We start from the raw sequence: 22507 nt of genomic DNA, 5'->3' as shown, positions 1-22507 counted from the left end.
TTGTCGTCATCCCTTCACCGCTGTATTGGAAATGCCCTGTACAATAAACCGCTGCCCCAGCAAAAACACAATAATCATCGGAATAATACCTGCCGTCGCTGCCGCCATCATGCCGTTATAGTCGACCGTATTTTCCAGTATGAAGTTTTGGAGGCCAAGCGGCACGGTGTATAAGCTGTCATCGATCAGAAACACAAGCGCATTCTCATAGTCATTCCAATGCCAAGAGAAGTCGATAATCGCCAGTGTCGCTAGCGCAGGCTTCGCCAGCGGCAGCACGAGCTGGAAGAAGATGCGGAAGTGACCCGCTCCGTCGATGAACGCCGATTCCGATATCTCATAAGGCACTGACAGGAAAAACTGGCGCATCATGAACACGCCGAAGATCGTGAATAGTCCTGGCAATATCAGCGCCAAATGTGTATTGTAGATGCCTGCCCAGTCGAACATGAGAAACTTGGGAACAAACAGCACCTGCGGCGGCACCATCATCATCGACAAATAAATCATGAACAGCGCATTGCGCCCCTTGAAGTAAATACGGGCAAACCCGTATGCGGCGAAAGCCGACAGGAATGTGGCGCCCGCTGTACTGATGATGGATACCTTCAAGGAATTCAGATAATAGTGAACAAAGCTGTTTTCCCCGGTCCACACTTTGACATGATGATCCCATTTGAAGTCTGCGGGAATCCATTTGATCGGATATTGGAATACCTCTGACGGCGTCTTGAATGAGGTGCTGATCATCCATATGAACGGCACAACCATCAGGATGCCGAAGAACAGCATCACCAGCGTGGCAGCCGATTGGAACAATCCCTTCCTGACTGCCGGATTGCTTCTCTTGCGTGTCGGCTCAGAAGAAGGAGGCTGCTGGCCAGCCTTCGTGGCGTTTGCGATTGTTTTCATCGAGTCGTCCTCCTTCTAGTAGTGAACCCAGCGCTTCTGTCCCCACCACTGGATCAGCGTAATGATTAGAATCAGCGCGAACAACGCCCAAGAGATGGTGGCGGCGTAGCCCATATCGTAGTAACGGAATGCATTCTGGTAGACGAACAGTGACAGAATCGTCGTGCTGTTGCCTGGTCCGCCTTGCGTGATGGCCTGAATGATGCCGAACGTCTTAATGGTCATGATGAGTCCCGTAATAAGGAGCAGGAATGTCGTCGGGCTGACAAGCGGCCAGATGATGCTGCGGACAACCTGCCAGCGCCTCGCCCCATCCATGCGCGCCGCCTCCAGCAGCTCGCTCGAAATCTCCTGCAGCGCTGCCAGATAGATGATCATGTTATAGCCAAGCATGAACCAGATCCAAATGATATCGATGGCAAGCATCGACGTTTCCGTCGTCGACAGCCAGCCCGGCGGATTGCTGATGCCGATCGCACGCAAGAAGCCGTTGATCGGGCCCTGCTGCGGCTGGAACAGCAGCATCCATACAAAGGCGATGGCAACGCCGCTTGTAATGTATGGCATGAAGTAGAGCGCTCGCAGCAGCTTTTTCATATAGACGGAGCCGTTCAGCACCACGGCAACCAGAAACGCAAGACCGATCGATACGGGTACCGACAGCAGGAAGATCACTGTATTTTTGAGCGACAGATAGAATAGCTCATCCTGAAACAGCCGCTTGATATTGTCAATGCCGACGAAGCTGACCTCCGGATTCATGAACTTGTAATCGGTGAACATCAGATAGAACGAATAGATTGCCGGTACTACAAAGAACAACAGCACGCCCAGCATATTCGGCCCGATAAACAAATAGCCGAGCATGGATTGGCGTCGCATCCAATTGTTCGTTTTCATATACGTCTCCCCCTTGGCAAGCTAGCTAACTTTGGCTGAACCTATCTTACCAAGGAGGAGAAGGGCTTTATAAGGAACATTTCCACCGCATTCGTATCACAAAATGACGTAATTCCCGCCCTCCAACCCACCTGCCGTTATCATAGAATTGTTCTATGTTTGTGTCACATCCGGCAGCGCTTACTCCCCTGAAAACATAAAAAACGCAGGGACATTCGTCAGCCACGAATGTCCCTGCGCCCTTTCCTGCAGGCTAGCTATTCTGCTATGCTCCCCTAGCTCTCGTTACCCGGTTACTGCACATATATGCTTGCGCGACTCTCTTACAGCTGCCGCTGCAACGCATCATACTCCTGCTCCAGAATAGAATACAAATGCGAGTCATGCCATTTGCCTTTGTGGAACATATGCTCACGCATATGTCCTTCATAGGTCATGCCGAGCTTGCGCATCACCGTTGCGGAGCCGATATTGCCCGGCCGGCAGGTTGCATAGACCCGATGAAGGCCAAGCTCCCGGAAGCCGTACCGCAACAGGGCGCCAGCCGCCTCAGTCGCATATCCTTTGCCCCAATACGGCCTGTTGAAGCAGTAGCCAATCTCTCCCTGCGAGGCCGGCAAGACGTATAGTCCCGTGCCGCCGATTAGCTTCCCGCTATCCTTGAGCTCAACTGCAAGCTCATACCCTTCTCTCGGCTTCTGTGCCTGCAAGCGGAGCATATGAACAATAAAGTCCCTCGTATCCGCCTCCGAGTTCGGACCCCATATCATATGGGTCGTCACAACAGGATCTGCTGCATATTCATGCACCGCGTCCTGATCCTCATGAGTAAACTCCCGAATAATCAATCTTTCCGTCTCCAGCTGCATGTCACGCCGCCTCCTTTATTGTGCTTAACTCCATACCGCGTGCTGTGGCCCTGCGATGAGTAGGTTGTATCCGCTACAGCTCTGCTGCTTGTTCCCTCCCATCAATCCAAAACCGCTTCAACACTTCCCCCTTGTCCGTCGTAAATAAGGATTCCAGCACACCGCCAGCCCGGCGAATCGTCCGCTCCGATGCTTCGTTGTCATGATCGCATACCAGCAGCACACGCTCAATTCCCATCCCTTTGACTACCTTCAATGCCTCAGCTAGCTGTACCGACGCATACCCTCTGCCGCGGCGCGAAGGGCGAATGCCGTAGCCAATATGTCCGCCGCTCTCTAGCAGCTTCTGATTAAGCCGATGACGGATGTTGACCGCTCCAACGATCTCTTCCTCTTCATTTATTAGCCAATAAGTCGAATGCGGTACAAAACCATCATCCGTCAATTTCTCTTCGCTGTCCGCAGCATACAAGAATGCTACATAAGCTTCAAAATCTTGCGGATCGCCTTCCACAACCCAAGGCACGATTGCTTCGACGCCTTCCGTCAGCCAATCCTCATAAAAATCCATATACGCTTCACGGTAAGCCAGCGACGGCTTCACCAGCCTTACATTCCCCATGCGGCAACCCTCCTTGATATTCCGAATCAAGATATTGGAAACTATTATATCGGTGCATCTTCAACGATGCAAATAAAAAAAGATCGTCCTTGGGACTCCTTCCAGAGCTCCATGGACGATCTTTGGTGACGATATACGATTTCCCGAAACCTACCTTACTTCTGTTGCTTCAAATAATCGTTATGACGCTGCGCCATACGAGCCAACGTCTCATCGGCAGTCTGGTTGCCGAGGAAATATTTCTCGTACTCCTGCGAACGAAGGTCCATCACTTCCTGCGGAACGCTGCGCACGAAGGTAGACGTCGTATCCTCATATAACACATAACGCAAGGAATCTACGTCATACGTATCCGCTTTGTCGCCGAGCAAGCTCGTTAAGGCTGTCTCCTGATCGACATCCTTCGATGCCGGCAAGCGGCCGCCTGCAGCCATCGGTGCCATGCCTCCGTCAGCGTACCACTTCAGAAACGCCCAAGCTGCATCCTGATTTTTCGACTTGGCATTGATCGAGATGAAGTCGCCGAGACCGCCGCGAGTGACGAAGTCTGCCGCCGCATCGGACAGACGCGGCACCGGTGCGAAAGCGATCTTGAAGTCACGCGGAAAGTCTGTTGTATTGTTCGAGCTGCGGATGAGCCATTCACCAATATTCAGCATCGCCGCTTCGCCGCCGAGGAATACATTCTCCACCGGCATCTTCGACGTCAGCTGCTCGCCAAGAAGCGGAGTCGACTTGTCTTCGCGCATCATGCCGTTCATCGTCTCCAGCCATTGCTTCACAGCTGGATGCTCCAGATTGGAGCTGCCGTCTTCCTTCGTATATCTGGCCTTTACCAACGCGGAATCGACCGGATCGATCAGCGGCTCAGTATGCTGGACAAGCCCGTAATTAAAGTCCGCCTTCAGCGTCTTCGCATATGCTCGCATCTCGTTCCAGGTCCAATCCTTCGGCACCGGAAGTCCCGCCTTATCGAGCGCATCCTTGTTCAGCGCAACGAAAAACACGTTTTTCTTCGTCGGGATGCCGTAGTACTTGTCATTCACCTTCCAGGCTGCGGCATCGGCCCCCATCTTCTCATCAATGTTGTAGTCGCTGAATCCGCTAAGATCAAGCGCGACATTGGATGCGATTCGCTTCTCCACCTGAGTTAGCGAATAGTTGACGTACAAATCGACATCCTGGCCTGTCAAAAGCGCCGTGTCCAGCTTCAGATTGCCGTCATCGTCATTTACGAACCGCACGTATTCCACCTGGATGTTCGGATTGTCCTTATTCCACGCATCCACCACAGCCTGCGGGCCAGACTCCGGCGGCACGCCTCCCCACATCTTCAGCTTGACAGGCTTGGCGTCGCCGCCTGCAGGCGCGCTCTCCTGCGGCGTGCTTCCTTCATTAGCCGGTGCTGTGTTGCCCCCTTTATTGCCCGCACAGCCTGCCAATAGGCTGAGCACGACCACTAGCATGACCGATACTGTAAGCCACTTCCTATTCTTCATTCGGTTAGCCCCCTTGCAAGTAATAGCAGTGTCCTGCATGAACAGAATAGCAAGCCGCGGGCCATCGTCATAAGTAACAATTCTGTTTTCTTCATGGAACATAATCACTGAATTAAGCGCTTTCTTTTTATCGCATAGCGTTTTTTTGTTCTATTGCGCCGCTTCGGCATGACGATACTGGCTTGGGGTCACGCCCGTGTCCCGCTTGAAAATTTTAATAAAGTAATTATCGTTCGCAAACCCAACCCGAAGCCCGATCTCATGAACAGGCAGCTCCGTCTCCTTGAGCAGCCGCTTCGCGTGCCCAATTCGCACCTCGTGGACATAATGAATAAGGTTACGTCCCGTCTTTTTCTTGAACAGGGCGCTTACGTAATTTTCACCCATCATGACATACTGTGATAATGACTTGACAGTAATATCCTGTGCATAGTTTTGTTCGATATAACCGAGTATTTTGTTCACCTCAGGGTGCGCGGTCTGCGGCAGCGACCTGTTATCCGGCTGCATCGACGAAGCAGCGGTTATACCCTTCAGTTGCTCCCTCGAAGACATCAGCTCCTTGTTCATCTTCGTGAGCGTATCCCGCAAATCATTGACGCTCATCGACAGCTTAAGTATATAATTGGATGCCCCATATTCCATCGCCTGCCGGATATATTCAAACTCCCCCATGCATGTCAGCATAATGAACTTGCTGCGCATTCCCGCTTCCTTCGCTTCCTTCAACAGTTGGATCCCATCCATCCGCGGCATGACAATATCGGTCAGCACCAGGTCTGGCGCATCCGCCTTCATCTTCTCCAAAGCCTCGATCCCGTCCCCCGCTTCCCCGCTCAGCGTAAAACCAAGCTCTTCCCAGCGGATCAGCTCCTTCACCGATTCCCGCACAAAAAACTCATCCTCTACCAGCAGCACCTTCCACATATGCGGCCCTCCTTCTGCTAGGCTTTAAGATTGTTGGCTTCAACCTGCAACAACGAATCATCACCAACCTTGAACGGCTTGGAGAGAAGATAAGGAATGGTCATGCGGATCAGCGTCCCCTGCTCCAGCTCCACCGTCTCCAGCGCGCCCTCATCCTTGTAGAGCAAGCGCAGCCTCTCCCTGACATTGGTCAATCCGATACCGGGCCTGGTCCGGTGGCGCTTGCTGCTCAGCGACTGCTGAATGCCGATGCCGTTGTCCTCCACTTCCAGTTCCAGCGCATGCCGATCAGGCAGCATCCGAATCCGTATCCAGATTCGTCCGCCCTCCGGCAGCGCTGATACGCCATGCTGTATCGCATTTTCCACGAGGGGCTGCAAGCTGAGCTTGGGTACCAGCGCATAATGCAGGCTCTCGTCGTATTCGTAACGGACATCGAATCGATAATTATGGCGTACCTGCTGGATATAGACAAAAGCTTCAATCAGCTCAAGCTCGTTTTTCAAATGAATCAAGTCCACTTCCGCATTCAAGCTCGTCTCCAGCAGCTTGCCGAGTGAAACACACATATCGGCGATATCCTCTTGCTCATGGCGAAGCGCAATCCACTTCATCGTATTCAGCGTATTCAGCAGGAAGTGCGGATTCATCTGCGCAAGCAGCATCTGGAACCGGACGGCGTCCTTCTGCCTTTGCTCTGATCTCAGCTCCCCGATCATCCGGTCCATATCGCCAAGCATCCCGTTGAAGGTACGCGTCAGATCAAGCACCTCGCCGGCATATTTCCGTTCCGGCAGGCGGATCTTGAAGTTTTTGGCGACAGCATCCTTCATCTTATGCTGGAGATGGGTTAGCGGACGGACGAAAGCATGGGTAATGAGAAAGGTCATCGCGATAAAGGCGGCCGTCAGCAGAAAAAACGTCATAAAATATTTATTCTTCAACGCGTCTAGCTCACCGAACAGCAACGATAACGGTATTCGGTTAATCATGTACCAGTCCACCGATTCCATATAGCTGTAGTTGATCAGGCTGTCCGTATCCGCATCGATGAAGTAACCGTCATCCCGCTGTCCCGTAATACGTTCCATAACCGAATCAGGGAGCATCGCATCACGGACGGAACGGGCTACTGTCTCGCCTTCTTGTGTCAGAATGAAATAGTCCTGATCCATGCCTGATCCCGACACGGTGGATTGGAACCAATAGGAGTAGTCGATGCTCACCCGAGCTTTGCCGTAGGGCATCCCATCCCTTTCACGCAGAATCGCATACAGCGACAGCAGATAGGGACTAGTCGAAACATCGCGAAACACATAGTTTTCTTCATTTGGCACCCAGCGGTACGGCACCGCATCCTGCTCCGCTTGTTCGAACCAGGGATTGTTGTCTAATTCCTCATAATCCAGTGCTTTCTTGGGCTGATACGACGTATAGACATGTCCGTGAAGATCCAGCAGCGAGAAGTAGACGGACGGATTATAGAGGAAAAAGCTGTTATTCAAATTTTTGAACTTCTCTTCTACCAAATCTTTATTGTCCAGGACATCCCTGGATTCGGGACGCTTCAGTACATCCTTAACCGTAGAGTCCTGCTCCAGGAAGATCAGGGTCTTGAATGCTATGCTCATCTGGTCCAGAAGCTGGCTATGCAGGTTCTCAAGCTGATCGTGGCTCTGGTCACTAATCTTCTCCTGCACCAAATCCTCAATGCGATGGTAATTGTAAAAGTTCAGCAAGCCGAAAGGCAGCAAAATGAGCAGCACAAACGTGACGAAGATTCGATGCTTCAGCTTGGTAGGCAGCAGCCATCTTCCCCAACCTCTCATGTTCGAAAGCCCCTTTGAGTCGTATTCGTAATTGGCTCCTTCATTATAGCACCCTCCGGGCCAAGTTCGGCTGCCTCCCGATAAATGCATCAATTTGTTGCCTGCCAGCCTCATTCCGATCATCTGATGTGTAGATTTGTTCTATGGCCGTTGGACCCGCAGAGCGGATTTCCCCTAAGATACCGACGTTTACCGCTGCTTCGAACATGAGCCTGCGCCTGGGCCTACCGCTGTTTATGGTTTATTTGCAGCTTTAAAGGTCTGGCAAAGCCATATCGGGAACATACTCCCACATATCCGAAAAGCTTGCAGAAAAACAAAAACCTCCAGTTCCCTCTTCTTCGAGAGTCTGGAGGTTTTCCGTTAACCTGGAATCGTGATAAAGTTCGCTGGATCAGCATTAATATCTTCTATTAGCGATTGAATGGCATCCCACGCTTGCTCAAAAGGGATGCTTCTATTTCTCACAGATGTAAATTGTTTGTCTACTTCTTGGGCAAAAAGAGATGCTTTCATGGGATCAAGAATTTCACCGCCCCTATTTGCCGGCGCTTCCGGCATTGTTGCCGATACATCCGGCATTATTGCTGAAGCATCCGGCATTAACACATCCAATGAGATATTGCCGAGCTCCACCTTGCTCAGATGCGTAGGGAATCCAACAAACTCTTGCCAATAAAAACTTTTCGTCGGACTAATATTGGTTAGATCAGGAACTGCTTTTTCACTAAGTAAGTATTCGATTAGTTCCCATGCCTGCTCTTTCTTGTCGCTGTTTTCGCTTAGCGCAATATTAGTGGTTCTAATATAAGGGTTGTAGAATGAAGGTTGAAGCGAGTGTGGAATGGACGCCAATACCCAACTCGAAGCAGTTGCAGGGTCAGCCAACAAAGTATGAATATTAGAGGCCTTACCTATGAAGAAAGCAAGCTGGCTCCAGTTTCTAGCGCTCGAATCACCTTGACGTAATATGCCGTTTGACACATCGTCAACCATCTCTTTCGCTATGGTTTTCAACTCCGGACTCCAACTGATACGGCCTTTTTCACCCCGAGTGCTTATGCCATTCAATTCAGCTATTTCCGTCAGCAATTTGTTCCAATTTGTGGTTCCTTCTATTTCATAGCCTGTCAGGGTGGAATCAGCCGTTTTCAGTTGTTGCGTCAACTCCCTCAATTCTTCCCAAGTCAAATTCCAATCATCAAGTTGAATTTGACTTTCTTCCAACAATTTTTTATTAATTAAAAGCACTATGCGGTCAAAAGTAGGAGAAATATAATACACAGGATGATTTGGCGATATCATCTCGCTTTGAATCTCATTCAACTGAAGCTCATTTTTTTTGAATATATGTATTTAGGTTAGCAAGCTGAATTTCTTTCCAATACAATTCGGGATTAAAATTAAAGTACAGATCCGCATCATGCTCCTGCATTAGCTCTGTAATACGCGCATTATAATCCTTTACGGTGTTTCCCTCTTTATTCATCAGCTCAATAATGCCTACAGTCTCATAGCTGATATGCGGAAACTCCGTTTTTAATATCGTTTCAAATTTTTCAAATTCATTTTTATATGGAGTTAACACTTTGATGGTGACTGGTTCCTCATCTTTCTTTTTTTCTGCGATTGAGCATCCGCTGATCAGACTAGTAACAAGAAGCATAATAAAAATACAACACCATATCCTCTTCATTAATCCACCCCGCTTAATCCATTATGACTCATAGATAAATAAGCAAAAATTGATATATTATATTAAATAATACTAATCATCGCTTTGTCTTATGTCAATGAGTCACGACGGTGAGACAGTGCTATTATCGACGCCAACGGAGCCGATAATAGTACATTAGCAGAACCTAAAAGCATGAAAAGAAATGTTCCTGCAGTCTTTCAGATTATGATTCTGGTAATTGATAAAGGGTATGATCGCAGAAGAAGGACCTCATGAGGAATTACTCCAATCAAACGGAATATACTCGGAAATGTTCAAGCTGCAAGGTGGGCGTACATCAGTTAACTAAATAAGTGAGACATTTCAAATGGCATATGCCACAAAATGTCTCACTCACCTGCAAGTTATTCTATTCTACATTAGTTCAGAACCGGACTCTTCGGCTGATAAAACGTACATGTCCAACGAAGATTCAGCAGTGAGAAATAGACGGACGGATTGTAGCGGATAACGCTGCTATTAAGAAATGCATCGGTTTTCTTTAAGCTCCCTCGTCAGTCGCCAAATCCGTTCCCTCCGCAGGTGTATCCGGTTGCGTCGACCCTTCAGCCGGCATATCCGTCTCTGTCGCTTGTTCAGTCGGCTTGCTTCCGTCAGCGGAAGCCTCCGTCTTGGCCAGAAGGGCCTCGCCTTTCGCTTGTAGTGCTGACAATGCTTCCTCTACGCTTTTGCTCCCATCCTGAACAGCTTGGAACTCTTCCTGCTTGGCCCAATAAAACTCATTGTGGAAGGAATCGGGCAGCCTGTTCTCCACTGCTCCTTTTCTATTGAACGATGGTTTTAGCTTATAGAAGGCCTCGAAGTGATGCCCCGCATCATCGCGGATATATTTGGTATGAATCGGAAGCCCTCTGGTATAGCCCAGCTTGGATTTCAACCTAGTATGCTCTTCATCAGCCACAAAAGAAATCAGCTTCCACGCCGCCTCCGCGTTCGTGGAATCTTTCATAATCGCAAATATTTCCGATAAAAAAACGCCAGTCGTACTGTCCCGATTTTGCTCGCCAACCGGCACGGTAACCATATTCCAATCCTTGATCAAATCATCGCTATCCCCCCCAAGCTTGCTCACTTCCTCCAATTCCCGGAGCAAATGGCTTTGATCAATGAGCATGGCAACACGGTTGGACAAAAACGGATTTTGCTTCAAGTAACTTTGGTAGGTCATAGACATTGGTTCGCGCTGCTGATCCTGATGATAGAACGCTTCCGAACTAGTCAACTTCTTCGCCAACTCCACGGCCTCTTGCCAGGCAGGAGTGTTGACCGTGATCTGTCTCGTGGCTTCATTGACGTACTTCAAGCCTTCACTGCCCTCAATCATATCCGAGATTTCATTTAACTGACCGGAGTAACCCAGCTTAATTCCGTATATTCGATCCATTGGCTCTCCGTCAGCAGGGAAACGCTCTGCCAACTGGATAACCTCGCTCCATGTCATTTGATCAGTCGGATAAGGAATGTTATGAGCATCGAATAGTCCTTTGTTATAATAGAGCACCCGCCCACTAAATGACGACGGCATACCATATAGCTGGCCTTCTCCCATCTCCTTCATCATATCGATAATGCCAGGCACCATTTCATCCGTATTGATCTTATCCTGGGCTATGTACGTATCCAAGCTTAGAAGCTCGCCTTTCTCCGTTAATGTCTCCAGGTCATACAGATCGATCAACAGCAAATCTGGCTTTTCTTTTTCAATAAGCTCTTGCTTGGCTTTAACCGGATCCGCTTCGTTGCCGTTGTATATCCGCTGCAGTGAAACTACCTCGAACTCGATCTCTGGATATAACGTGCTGAACAGCATCCCGTAGTTCCGATAGAATTCTTCTTCGGAGTAGTATACAACCTTCAATGTGACGGGATCATTCGTCTCCTGCTCCTTGCCTCCTAAGCTGCATCCGGCAAACATAACGCAAGTAACTAGCAATAAGGATAACTTCCCAAACCAATATTTCACTTTATTAACCCCTCTCTTCAAACCAATTATCTAAATTCTCTAATTAACCAATTATTATTTTACTTATATCAAATAGTTGATATATTTTTTACCATATTTATCTCAAAAAAATGAGACATTCCTCATGACTTTTTGCCATTGAAACGTCTCATTCGTTAGTTAGTTAGCAGTCTATTCTACAATAACAGTATCTACAGAACCGGACTCTCCGGCTGCTTCTTGCATTTGCTTCATTTGTTCCGCGTTGCGCTCTTCCCATAGCTTGTTGACTTCTTCATCCGTCATCGACTCCTGGGCAAGCAGTTCTTCACCCTTCGTCTGCAAGGAAGCGAGCGCGTCATCTACGGACTTGTTGCCATCCTGGATCGCTTTGAATTCCTCTTCCATATAAGAGTAGTACATCATGCTAAATTGCTTAGGAAGCTTCTCGAATTCTTTGTAGTCCATAGTCGGCTTCGAAGGCTTCAACTTGTAGAACGCCGCAAAGTTATGTCCTTCATCATCCTTGATATACTTCGTGTGGATGGAGAAGCCGTTATTATAAGTCAGCTTCGACTTCACGCGAGCATGCTCTTCACTGGAGATGTACGAGATAAACTTCCATGCTGCATCCGCATTTGGCGAATCCTTGGAAATCGCAAAGATGTTGTTATACCATGTGCTTGTGCTATGATCAGGCATTTGCGAGCTGACCGGGATCGTCACGATATCCCAATCCTTCACGATTTTGCCTTCTTCCTTGCTGTAATACTCAGCAGCTTCCTTCAAATCGCGGATATAATAACTTCCATCGATTGTCATCGCTACGCGATTGCTTGTGAACGGATTGCGCAGCAAGTAATCGTTGTAGCTGCCCGAGAAGCCCATATTATCTTGCGCTTCAAAGTATAGCGCTTCGGATTTAATAGCGTCATAAGCTGTTTGTACCGCATTTTTCCAACCAGCCGTATTAATCGTCATTGTCTTCGTTGCCGGGTTGACATAATTTAGACCTTCGGATTGAGCCATCGTTTGCGCCAGCTCGCTCAGGTTGCCGCTGTAGCCGGCCTTCAGGCCATAGATGCGGTCCTCTTTCTCTCCATCGGTCGGGAACTGTCTAGCCAATTGAATGACTTCGTTCCACGTCATATTGTCTGTCGGATATGGAATATTGAATTTGTCGAACAAACCTTTATTATAGAACAGCACTTGGCTGCTGAAGCCGGAAGGCAGACCGTACAGCTGGCCGCCGCCCAGTTCCTTCATATAGTCGATCATGCCGGGCACAAGGCCGGCTGTGTCGAACTTATCCTTCGTGATAAAAGCTTCCAGGTCGGTGAACTTGCCGTCCTGTGACATCTTCTCGTACTCTGCAATATCGAGCATTAGAATATCTGGTTTTTCCTTATCAATGAGTTCCTGTCTAGCCTTCTCGTAGTCGACCTCTTCGCCATTCTCACCCGAATTGCCGCGATAGATGCTCTGTGTCGTTACTACAGAAATCTCAATTTCCGGATATAACGTGCTGAACAGCATGCCGTACTCCTGGAAGAAGCTACCCTCATCGTAATACATCACCTTGAGCGCTTGCGGCGTATTCGAGCTCTCCTCTTTGCCGCCAAAGCTGCAGCCTGCCAGAAGCGTCGTTACTAGCAAGACGGAAGCTGCTTTTTTGAACCAATTTTTCATTTCCTTTTCCTCTCCCCGCTTTTTTTCTACTCCCTCGAAATCCAATATGTACCATAGACTATACGTTTTTACGAACAGAAAAGTTGCATGTAACATCGTTTTTCCATACTTTTTTTGATAAAAAACCGATCTTCCTTGCCCTTCTAGCCTACAGGTCCCCGTCTCCTCTTAACTATAATCGGAATTCCTGTTTTAGTTGTAAACATCTTGTAAATATGTTGTGAATATTTTCTTAAACTTTCTTAAGAAGTGCCCCCCCGCCGCATAAAAAAAAGAGCCGGTTACTTGAACCAGCCCTTCTCCTTGAATCTCGTAATCGCTTCGATCCGATTGCTCACGCCCAGCTTATCCAGAATGACAGAGATGTAATTGCGTACCGTCCCTGTCGTCAGGAAAAGCTCATTTGCGATTTCCCTCGTGTTTTTGCCGTCGGCCACCAGCTCGAGCACTTCCTTCTCCCGCTCCGTAAGCGGATTATCGGAGCCGCCGCCATAAGCTTCGTCCATCAGCTCGGAGGCGTATACCTTCCGGCCGGACATAACGCTTCGAATGGAGCTGGCCAGCTCCTCGCTGGGACTGTCCTTGAGCAGATAGCCGCTGACGCCGGCCTTGATCGCTCGCTCGAAATAACCCGCCCGGGCGAAGGTTGTCAAAATGATAACCTTGCACGCGCCTCGCATCTCTTCCGCCGCTTCCAATCCGCTCTTAAGCGGCATCTCGATATCCATGATGCAGATATCCGGCTTATGCTGCTTGACCAAAGCGATCGCTTCTTCGCCATTCGATGCCCGGCCTACCACCTTCATGTCGTCTTCCAGATCCAGAAGCGAGGCCAGCGCGCCGAGCAGCATGCGTTGATCCTCCGCTATGACGATTGTAATCATTCGCTAGTCTCCTCCTTCGTGGGGCGCTTCACGACATGCGGCACCGTAATATTCAGCTCGGTTCCTCTGTCAGATCTGATGCTCAGACTCCCGTTCACGAACTCCAGTCTCTCCTTCATCCCGCGAAGCCCGTTGCCTCGATAATACCCGGGCCTTACGGACATGCCTACGCCGTCATCCGATACGGTGATCGAGAAGTCAGTCGGGGTTGAGGTGAAGGTGACCGTGCAATGCTTGGCTTTGCTATGCTTTACGACATTCGTGACCGCTTCCTTCAGAGACATGCAAAGCACGTTTTCGGTCAACAGGTTCGTATCGTTCAGCCGATAGTCTCCTACGACGTGAAGCTCGATATCTGCGGCTCCTAATATTTGCGTAACGCGATGCAGCTCCTCGTCCAGTCTGGCCCCCCTCATCTGGGTGACCATCTCACGCACTTCCTTGAGGGCAGTGCGGGCGGTTTGCTGCACGTCGCGTATCTCGGCTTGGGCGCGAAGCGGATTTTTATGAATCAGCTTGCCCGCCAGATCGCTTTTCAGTCCGATGAGGGACAGCTTCTGACCAAGCGTGTCATGCAGGTCTCTCGCGATGCGTTGGCGCTCCTCTTGCTTCACAAGCTCCGCTATCCGCTTGTTGGCGTCTTCCAGTTGGCCTTCCAGCTGCCCTTGCTTCTTCTGGTTATACGTATTGAACGGAAGCAGAATAACGACAATCAGACTGATTAGAATAAAGGGAAACTGCGTGAAGAATAGCTGGTTCTGCGTCGCAAAGCCGTAGTTCACCGTAATGAAGGTACTTGCCAAATGGATGGCGTATAAGGTGAAGAACCCTGCCCGGTTTTGAATATTGCCGATAAAAAAAGCAAGAAAAATTGAGAAATACACATAGCTGAACAGTAGCGTCATCGCAATCGATATGAGAATCTGCACACTCGTCCAGAAATAGACAAGCCATCCTTTGGAGACAAAGGACAGCCGGTAGCATACAAAGAACAAAATGATCATGACAATGCCGGAGATGACCTCCGGCGTTGACGACGAACGGAATATAAAGTAAAACGGCAAGATGCAGAAGACGACCCAAACGTACGGGCTCAGCCCTGTATTGCGGTGAAAAATTTGATACCACTTGTTCATCAGCAACCATCCTCTGCCTTACGACTCATGCCGCCTGTGTTTGCGTTTATTGTAGCATACTCCGCATCAGCTTGCCTTGCGGGGATTGCCCGAGGCCGTTATGCGGCTGGCAGATGACGGACGACGCAGACGATCCTTAACCGCACGGAAGCTGACGAACCGCTTGCCCTCTTCATCCCACAGTCTGAAATTGAGCGACTCCAGGCTTTGGCGGATCGTAATCGTAGTTGCCTTATGCAGCGGCGGCACCGCATCATGTGCGGTCTCCAGATAGTAGTTAGGTACCTTCGGGCTTAGATGATGAACATGATGGAAGCCGATATTGCCAGTCAGCCATTGGAACAGCTTCGGAAGCTTGTAGTACGAGCTTCCATCTACAGCCGCCTTCACATAGCTCCATTCTTCCTCATGCTCGAAGTACGAATCCTCGAACTGATGCTGCACGTAGAACAGCCATACGCCAAGCACACCAGACAGATAGAAGATAGGCCCTTGCACCAGCAGGAATGCCTGCCAGCCAATCGCCCAGCACATAAGCGCATACACGGCAACGATGAGCACGTTCATCAGATACGTATTCATCCGTTCCTTGCGGCGGGCACCCTTGCGGTTAAAGCGGTATTGAAACAAGAATACATAGATAGGTCCGATACCAAACATAATGATCGGATTTCGGTAAATCCGGTAAGCGAGCTTCTGCTTCCAAGATGATGCAGCATACTCCTCTACCGTTAAGATCCACAAGTCACCTACACCGCGCTTGTCGAGATTGCTGCTTGTCGCGTGGTGAATGGCGTGTGAGTTTTTCCACTGCTGGTAAGGGACCAGCGTCAGTATTCCGGTTATGATTCCCATAATATCGTTAGCACGCTTGCTCTTGAAGAACGAGCCGTGACAGCAGTCATGAAATATAATAAAAGCTCTAATAACGAAAAAGGATGTGGCTATGCCAAATGCCAGCGTCAGCCAATAGGATATCGACAAGCTCCAGTAAGCGGCATACCATAGGACAACGAGCGGGAGCAGCGTATTGAACAATTGCCTTATGCTTACGTTAAGTTCGGAACGTTCGTAAGGGGCTACGCTTTTTTTCAATTGCATTTGTTTGGGATCAGACATGCTGACGTCCTCCTCGAATTTCCATAGAGCGGGAGGTACTACCCTTCTCCGGCTCTTGCTTACTCCATTGTAGAGTAAAGACCGTACCTGCTCCTAGTCATAAACGTCAAGTCGCCTATATGACAAATGTCATATAGGCGATCTCCGCATCATGTATGGATACAATAGAATGAGGCCAGCTATGTACAAAAATACCGCAACGAATGCAGGAAGCAGATGCATAAAATCCATATAGCCAATGCCGTAATGAACGGATAGTCCGGCATAAAATCCCGGCGCTCCTCCAATCAATAGCGTCCACCATATCCAGCGTTTGCCTTCGCCGATCCCCCAGAGGGCAATAATAAGAATCGCAATGGCATCGCATAGCAGCGCTCCCCCGAAGCCTGCCCGGTCATGAGCGATCAGGGAGACCAGCTTCGGATTGACGGCATTCAATTGGTCTGGCGTAGTGCCGAGAAAGGCCAGATCCGCCTTCACGAATACATCCGTTACGCCAACACCGGCAATCGCAAGGCCGCCAGCCGCAAGCGCAAAACCTAATGCAACAAAACACAGCTGCCCCCACATGGCCAGCCTCCACGCCCGGTCATTGCGCAGATTGACTGGTTTGCGGCTTGGCCTGTCGGCATGGCCTCTGAGGGAAAAGATGAACATGGGCAGGAGAACGGCAGCCGCGAGCGCATGGAGCGGATCGAAGTAACCGTAGCCCAGATAAAGAAAGAAGCTGGAGAAGCCGACTGCACAGGACGATACGATCGCCGTTCGCGCCCAGTGCTGTCCGTATCGCAAGCCGTATCTGGCAAGCTGATAATACAAAATGCCAATCGAGATCATCGTACCGGCTAGTGTAATCCGGTCATGCGACATGAAGTGAAGCAAATGATGGTTCACATGGTGGATCTCTTGGGTGGACATTCCAAGGAACCCGGTATCGTAGGAGAGCAGCACATCCGTCGCCCCGATCCACCAAGCCAATAGTCCGCCTATGATCATGCCGATGCCAAGCAGGCACATCCATCCCCAATTGCGCCAGAAGGGAATCGGCTCGGGCGGCGGCTCCTTGCGAACCGTCTCATAGATGATCGCCTCGTTAATCCGCTTGGGCAAGCCGGGGCCGGAATGGATAAGCCCGCTATGCAGCATGATGAGATCAGCTCCCGCTTCAAGCAGCCGCAGCGCGTCAAGCGGCTCATGGACGCCTCCGCCCGCCTTAATGATGAAGTCTTCTCCCATTCGCTCGCGAAGCATCGCCGCCTTGCCAAGCGATGCATCCAACCCTGCCTTGCCCACGACAGCCTGCCTGATCGGCATGCCGTTCTGCATTCCTTCGACAGCTGGTTGGCCAATCTCTGACTGGTTGTCCTCAACCATGAGGATATGCTCCAGCCAAGCCTCGCCAATGACAGCGCCATGCCAGCGGGCTTCCTTCGTGCAATCCAATAATTCCAGCAGCCGTTCATCGGGCAGCGATAGAGGCACATACAGAAACCATGGAAGGCCAGTAACGGCACACCGAAGCCTGGACAGGCTCTCTCCGATGTTCATCACTTGATCCCATGACTGATTCCCCGAAGCCACATCCATATAAAACCCGGCCGCTCCCGCCTCGGCTAGCGCTTCCATCATCCTGCCTAGCTGCATCAGCGCTTCATCGGGCGAGGCGTCAGGCATCGGCGCCAGCCGCACGAACTGAGGCAGCTTATGGTCTCTCCGACTCACTCTCTCGGCAAAGGCAGCAAGCCCGTCATTCTCGAAGTAGTCGGGATAACAAATCGTCTCGCTCACAAGATCGTTCCGTATCGGCTCGTCACCCCGTATTGCGCTAACCGTCACAGGACCCAGCTCTATGAAGCCCGGCCCGAACTGAGCAAGCGCCTTATGGGCGGCACCCGAGGGATCGACGCCGCCGGATATCCCGATAGGCGAAAGAAGCGCCAAGCCTGCTGCTTGGCGCTCTAGTATCGGGGATAGCTCCATATGTCCAAGCGTGCGGATGACGAAGGAACCGCCCGGCAGGCGGCTAATCGCACCCATCGCGCCCAGTGTGAACGACCGGCTGACGCGTGACGGCAGCCGGGACAAAAACGGTCGGAATATGGTTTGATAGGACCAATCCGGCATAGCGTTCAGGTCTCCCCTTCCCTAAGCTTTACACCGCAATCATCGCTGGCATGTTAGATAGCCCAAGCACCCTTGCGGAAGACAGGCACGACTGTGCCGTCGGCTGTGATGCCGTCGATATCCATCTCGGCAGAGCCAATCATGAAGTCGTTATGCGTAATGCTGGAGTTGACGCCATGAGCCTCAAGCTCATCCGGCGACATCGTCTTGCCGCCTTCCACGTTGAACGCATAACCGCTGCCGATCGCCAGGTGATTGGATGCATTCTCATCAAAGAGCGTATTGTAGAACAGAATGCCGGATTGAGAAATTGGCGACTCATGCGGCACAAGCGCAACTTCGCCCAAGTACTTCGCCCCTTCGTCCACATCAACCAGCTTCTTCAGAATTTCTTCGCCTTCCTCGGCTTCTACTTTCACTACTTGGCCGTGCTCGAATGTGAGCTTGAAGCGATCGATAATGTTGCCGCCATAGCTAAGCGGCTTCGTGCTGGACACATAGCCGTTAGTACCCGTCTTCAGCGGCACTGTGAATACTTCCTCGGTTGGCATATTCGCCATGAAGGAGAAGCCCTTCTCGTTCGTGCTGCCCGCGGCTACCCAGATATGCTTCTCGTGCAATTCTACCGTCAGGTCTGTGCCCGGCGCTGTATAATGCAGCTTCTGGAAGCGATGTGAATTCAGCGTCTCCGCCTTCTCGTGCAGCGTTTCATTGTGCTTCACCCAAGCTTGCACCGGATCGGCGTCATGCAGGCGTACGGAATCGAATATCGCCTTCCACAGCAAGTTCACCGCTTCGCTTTCGGATACATCCGGGAATACTTTTTTCGCCCACTCCGAGCCTGCAGCCGCAACGACCGTCCAGCTCACCTTATCCGATTGAATCGCTCTTCGGAACTCGCGCAGACCTTGGCCGGATGCCTTCTGGAAGGCAGAGATGCGCTCCGACGGAATGCCCTTCAGCAGATCGGGGCTGGATGCCGTGATCGAGATGAATGCAGCGCCGCGATTCACGAAGTCATTGCGCTTGGCGGTCTCCCATTCCGGGAAATGGCTGAACACGCTGTCTGCCGCCTTCTCGTATTTCAGACGGGACAGCTGGTCATCCGCCCACTCTACATGGACATTGGAAGCCCCCGCATCATAAGCTTTGGCAGCCACAAGGCGCACCAGCGGCGCGATCTCGATGGAAGCTCCGTTAATATATACCTCTTGGCCCTGCTGAATGTTAACGCCGGTACGAACGATCAGCTCGGCATATTTCTCAAAGTACTGCTCCATGTTTGTGCTCATATGTACATCTCCTCTATCTTCAAATGATGGATCAGGCATGCGCCTATCCGTAATTTATGCACGATTCCAGTATAACACTCGGAGCGCCTCGATTTCATCCATGACCATCTTCCTTAAGGCAGCAGGCTCCAGCGCCTCCATGCCCGCTCCATAGCTCAACATAATCTGGCATGCGGACTGCAGTGTTTCGAATTCCACACGGGCTGTCGTCCAGCCATCCGTGCCTTCTGCCCCCTCTTGCCGCACAGAAAGGACATACCGCTCCGACTCCAGCTGGCGAAGAAGCCTCGTCTTCATCCTGACGACAGCCGGGTAACGCGGCAGCTGCACCTTGAATTCCGCCAAGGAACGCTCCCAGTATTCCGCGAGACTGAAGCCATCCGGCGGTCGAAATCCGCCCGGAAGCAGCTCTGCCGATCTGAACCTCGATATGCGGAAGGTGCGCATCTCATCCTCTTCAGTCAAGGCTGCAACGTACCAGACATGACGTTTCGCGACAAGGCCAAGCGGTTTTATGCTTCGCTCTGTAACTACCCCGCCGCGCTCATAGGCAACGTTAAGCTCCCTCTCCTCCCACACAGCCTCCTGCACAATCGGCAATAGCGGCTGCTGCTCCTTGCCATACTTCTCCGAATGCCAGCCGGCTCCGTCGATATGAATTTTGCTGCGGACCAGCTCAGCGTTTCTCCGTGCCGCATCCGTTGTCGCCGCCAGCAGCTTCCGAAGCCCCGCTTCCAGCGACTGCCGCTGCCCCAAATCGCCGAGCGCATCGCCCTGGCTCGATAGAAGCAAAGCGGTAAGCTCATCGGCGTGAAGCCCCGTCAGGCTAGATCGATATCCTTCCGTCAGCAGCCAGCCGCCTTGCGGGCCGCGCTCCGCGTACACGGGAACTCCCGCACTGCTTAGCTCCTCCATGTCTCGCAGAACCGTGCGCTCTGTAACCTCCAAGCGCTCTGCAAGCTGCCGCGATGTCAGCTTCCCCTCGGATTGCAGCAGCAATACGATGGACATCAGCCTTCCTGCACGCACAGTCATCACCTCTACCCCAAATTGTTCATTTGCTTCCATCTTATCATGTTTATATGACAGTGGATGTCGTATATGAGCCAATTTGCATTGGCTGCCGATCCGGATTACGCTTCGAGAGCGGCTCCGCGAAGGCGAGCTGGGACTTGTCGGACTTGTACGGCATCAAGGACATAGACGGCAGCTCCCCGCATTGCGGATGCTATGCGAAGGAACATGGCTTCTATAATAGAGACATGGAACAGGAGAGGCCGGGCACCGGCCTCTCCTGTTTTCACTTAGAATGCATTGTCTTACCCGTTCACGATTTCTCCGCCGTTAATATGAAGAATCTGGCCCGTCATATAACTGGAATCGTCGCTGGCTAGATAGACGTAAGCCGCCGCCAGTTCATGCGGCTGGCCAGGCCTGCCCATCGGCGTGTCCGAACCGAAGGTGGAAACCGCCTGCGGATCGAACGACGCCGGAATAAGCGGTGTCCAGATGGGACCGGGAGCCACACCATTGACGCGAATGCCTTGTCCTGCTACATTGGCCGCCAGCGCCCTCGTGAACGACACCACTGCTCCCTTCGTGGAGGAATAGTCGATCAGCGTCGGATTGCCTTTGTAGGCTGTAATCGAGGCGGTATTAATAATCGCGGCTCCTTGCTTCAGATGAGGCATAGCCGCAATCGTGACATGGAACATGCCGAATACGTTCGTGCGGAACGTAGCCTCCAGCTGCCTCGGCGTAATATCCTCCAGCTTCTGGCGCACATGCTGCTCCGCCGCATTGTTCACCAGAATGTCCAGCTTGCCGTGTGCTTCGATTGCTGCGCGGATGAGCCCTTGCCCGAATGTCTCCGACCCGATATCGCCCGCAACCAGCTTGCATTTTGCGCCATGCTGCTCCACGATCTCCTTGGTCCGATTAGCATCATCATGCTCGTCCTTGTAGGCGATGACAAGCGATGCGCCTTCCTTCGCGAAGGCGACGGCGACTGCCCTGCCTATGCCGCTGTCACCGCCTGTAATGACCGCCACTTTCTCCTTCAGCTTGCCTGCCGCCTTATATTGATCCGTCTCGAAGATCGGCAACGGATTCATATCCGATTCTATGCCAGGCTGCCTCTCCTGATTTTGCGGAGGGAAAATCTGTTGCTTCTTATCCGAATTCGCCATTGTCATCTTCTCCTTTACTTCGTAATGTGATAAAAGATTTCGTCCATCTCGCGCCTGAGCAGCCGTTCGATCTCCGCCTGTTCGCCATCGCTTAGCGAATCCCTCGTATATCCGAACAGGTAATTGTTCAGATCGAATTGCTTCAGCCTGCATTTGGTATGGAATGTATTTTCCTGATAGATGTTCACATCAATCATGTCATAGAGCCTGCTCTGCTCCTCCGGGATATAATTCTGGATGGAGTTGATCTCATGGTCGATGAACAGCTTGTTGCCATCGATATCCCGGGTAAAGCCACGCACTCTGTAGTCGATCATCATGATGTCCGTGTCAAAGGAATGGATCAGGAAGCGCAGCGCCTTCAGAGGTGAGATCTCGCCGCAGGTCGATACATCGATATCCGCACGGAACGTGCTGATTCCTTCGCTCGGATGGTACTCGGGGTACGTATGCACCGTAATATGGCTCTTGTCCAGCGCCATGACAACGGCGGAGGGGAGCGGTCCCGGCGTCTCCTCGAAGGTGTCTACCGGCACTTCCACAACTGGCCCCTCCGACACGAGCAGAGTCACGCTTGCCCCCTGCGGCACGTAATCCTGCTTGGCCGTATTCAGCACATGGGCGCCTATGATATCCGCTACATGATTCAGAATAGATGTCAGCCGGTCCGAATTGTATTGCTCGTCAATGTAAGCAATGTACGCCTCCCGCTCCTCCTTCGTCTTCGTGTAGCAAATGTCATACATATTGAAGCTCAGCGATTTTGTCAGATTGTTAAAGCCATGCAGCTGTATCCGCTGCTCCGGCGTTAGATTCACTTGGGAGCACCTCTTTTC

Annotated in this window: 20 protein-coding genes; all 20 read right to left on the bottom strand. The window is 51.0% G+C overall.

Annotation, left to right across the window (positions count from 1 at the left end):
- Positions 1–6: 6 nt before the first annotated feature.
- Positions 7–792, bottom strand: coding sequence for a carbohydrate ABC transporter permease (locus D3P07_RS14995; protein WP_259391535.1), 786 nt, complete (start codon positions 790–792; stop codon positions 7–9).
- 135 nt (positions 793–927) lie between these two features.
- Positions 928–1812, bottom strand: coding sequence for a carbohydrate ABC transporter permease (locus tag D3P07_RS14990; protein WP_119801036.1), 885 nt, complete (start codon positions 1810–1812; stop codon positions 928–930).
- 323 nt (positions 1813–2135) lie between these two features.
- Positions 2136–2681: a GNAT family N-acetyltransferase gene (locus D3P07_RS14985; RefSeq protein WP_119801035.1), complete on the bottom strand. Its 546-nt coding sequence runs from the start codon at positions 2679–2681 to the stop codon at positions 2136–2138.
- A 73-nt stretch (positions 2682–2754) separates the two neighbouring features.
- Positions 2755–3303, bottom strand: coding sequence for a GNAT family N-acetyltransferase (locus D3P07_RS14980; RefSeq protein WP_119801034.1), 549 nt, complete (start codon positions 3301–3303; stop codon positions 2755–2757).
- A gap of 155 nt (positions 3304–3458) precedes the next feature.
- A complete protein-coding gene (locus D3P07_RS14975; protein ID WP_119801033.1) occupies positions 3459–4802 on the bottom strand; it encodes an ABC transporter substrate-binding protein in 1344 nt (447 codons plus the stop codon).
- A 150-nt stretch (positions 4803–4952) separates the two neighbouring features.
- On the bottom strand, positions 4953–5729 hold the full coding sequence (locus tag D3P07_RS14970; protein WP_119801032.1) for a response regulator: 777 nt from the start codon (positions 5727–5729) through the stop codon (positions 4953–4955).
- 17 nt (positions 5730–5746) lie between these two features.
- Positions 5747–7558: a cache domain-containing sensor histidine kinase gene (locus D3P07_RS14965; RefSeq protein WP_119801031.1), complete on the bottom strand. Its 1812-nt coding sequence runs from the start codon at positions 7556–7558 to the stop codon at positions 5747–5749.
- Between the two features lie 363 nt (positions 7559–7921).
- Positions 7922–8884: an ABC transporter substrate-binding protein gene (locus tag D3P07_RS14960; RefSeq protein ID WP_147384525.1), complete on the bottom strand. Its 963-nt coding sequence runs from the start codon at positions 8882–8884 to the stop codon at positions 7922–7924.
- 7 nt (positions 8885–8891) lie between these two features.
- On the bottom strand, positions 8892–9254 hold the full coding sequence (locus D3P07_RS14955; protein ID WP_147384524.1) for a hypothetical protein: 363 nt from the start codon (positions 9252–9254) through the stop codon (positions 8892–8894).
- A gap of 523 nt (positions 9255–9777) precedes the next feature.
- On the bottom strand, positions 9778–11259 hold the full coding sequence (locus D3P07_RS14950) for an ABC transporter substrate-binding protein (RefSeq protein WP_147384523.1): 1482 nt from the start codon (positions 11257–11259) through the stop codon (positions 9778–9780).
- A gap of 171 nt (positions 11260–11430) precedes the next feature.
- Complete coding sequence (locus tag D3P07_RS14945) at positions 11431–12927, bottom strand: ABC transporter substrate-binding protein (RefSeq protein ID WP_182914337.1); 1497 nt, start codon at positions 12925–12927, stop codon at positions 11431–11433.
- 281 nt (positions 12928–13208) lie between these two features.
- Positions 13209–13811, bottom strand: a complete 603-nt coding sequence (locus D3P07_RS14940) for a response regulator transcription factor (protein WP_119801026.1) — start codon at positions 13809–13811, stop codon at positions 13209–13211.
- Positions 13808–14947: a sensor histidine kinase gene (locus D3P07_RS14935; protein WP_119801025.1), complete on the bottom strand. Its 1140-nt coding sequence runs from the start codon at positions 14945–14947 to the stop codon at positions 13808–13810. The genes D3P07_RS14940 and D3P07_RS14935 overlap by 4 nt, the downstream gene beginning before the upstream one ends.
- 66 nt (positions 14948–15013) lie before the next feature.
- Positions 15014–16066, bottom strand: a complete 1053-nt coding sequence (desA, locus tag D3P07_RS14930) for a Delta(5) desaturase DesA (RefSeq protein WP_119801024.1) — start codon at positions 16064–16066, stop codon at positions 15014–15016.
- A 129-nt stretch (positions 16067–16195) separates the two neighbouring features.
- Positions 16196–18190: a dihydroorotate dehydrogenase gene (locus tag D3P07_RS14925; protein ID WP_119801023.1), complete on the bottom strand. Its 1995-nt coding sequence runs from the start codon at positions 18188–18190 to the stop codon at positions 16196–16198.
- 53 nt (positions 18191–18243) lie between these two features.
- Positions 18244–19482 carry an aminopeptidase gene (locus tag D3P07_RS14920; RefSeq protein WP_119801022.1) on the bottom strand — a complete coding sequence of 413 codons (1239 nt, stop codon included), beginning with the start codon at positions 19480–19482 and terminating at the stop codon, positions 18244–18246.
- Between the two features lie 54 nt (positions 19483–19536).
- Entirely contained in the window at positions 19537–20517 is a 981-nt protein-coding gene (locus tag D3P07_RS14915) for a helix-turn-helix transcriptional regulator (protein WP_310732556.1), read from the bottom strand.
- A 43-nt stretch (positions 20518–20560) separates the two neighbouring features.
- Complete coding sequence (locus tag D3P07_RS27590) at positions 20561–20683, bottom strand: hypothetical protein (protein ID WP_259391514.1); 123 nt, start codon at positions 20681–20683, stop codon at positions 20561–20563.
- Between the two features lie 118 nt (positions 20684–20801).
- A complete protein-coding gene (locus D3P07_RS14910; RefSeq protein WP_119801020.1) occupies positions 20802–21671 on the bottom strand; it encodes an SDR family oxidoreductase in 870 nt (289 codons plus the stop codon).
- A 14-nt stretch (positions 21672–21685) separates the two neighbouring features.
- Positions 21686–22489, bottom strand: a complete 804-nt coding sequence (speD, locus tag D3P07_RS14905; RefSeq protein WP_119801019.1) for an adenosylmethionine decarboxylase — start codon at positions 22487–22489, stop codon at positions 21686–21688.
- Between the last annotated feature and the right edge of the window lie 18 nt (positions 22490–22507).

The organism is Paenibacillus sp. 1011MAR3C5 (assembly GCF_003591485.1).
In the GTDB taxonomy this organism is placed as follows: Bacteria; Bacillota; Bacilli; order Paenibacillales; family Paenibacillaceae; genus Pristimantibacillus.
The sequence above is the reverse complement of the archived record's forward strand: the minus strand, read 5'-3'. Positions and strand labels throughout refer to the sequence as shown.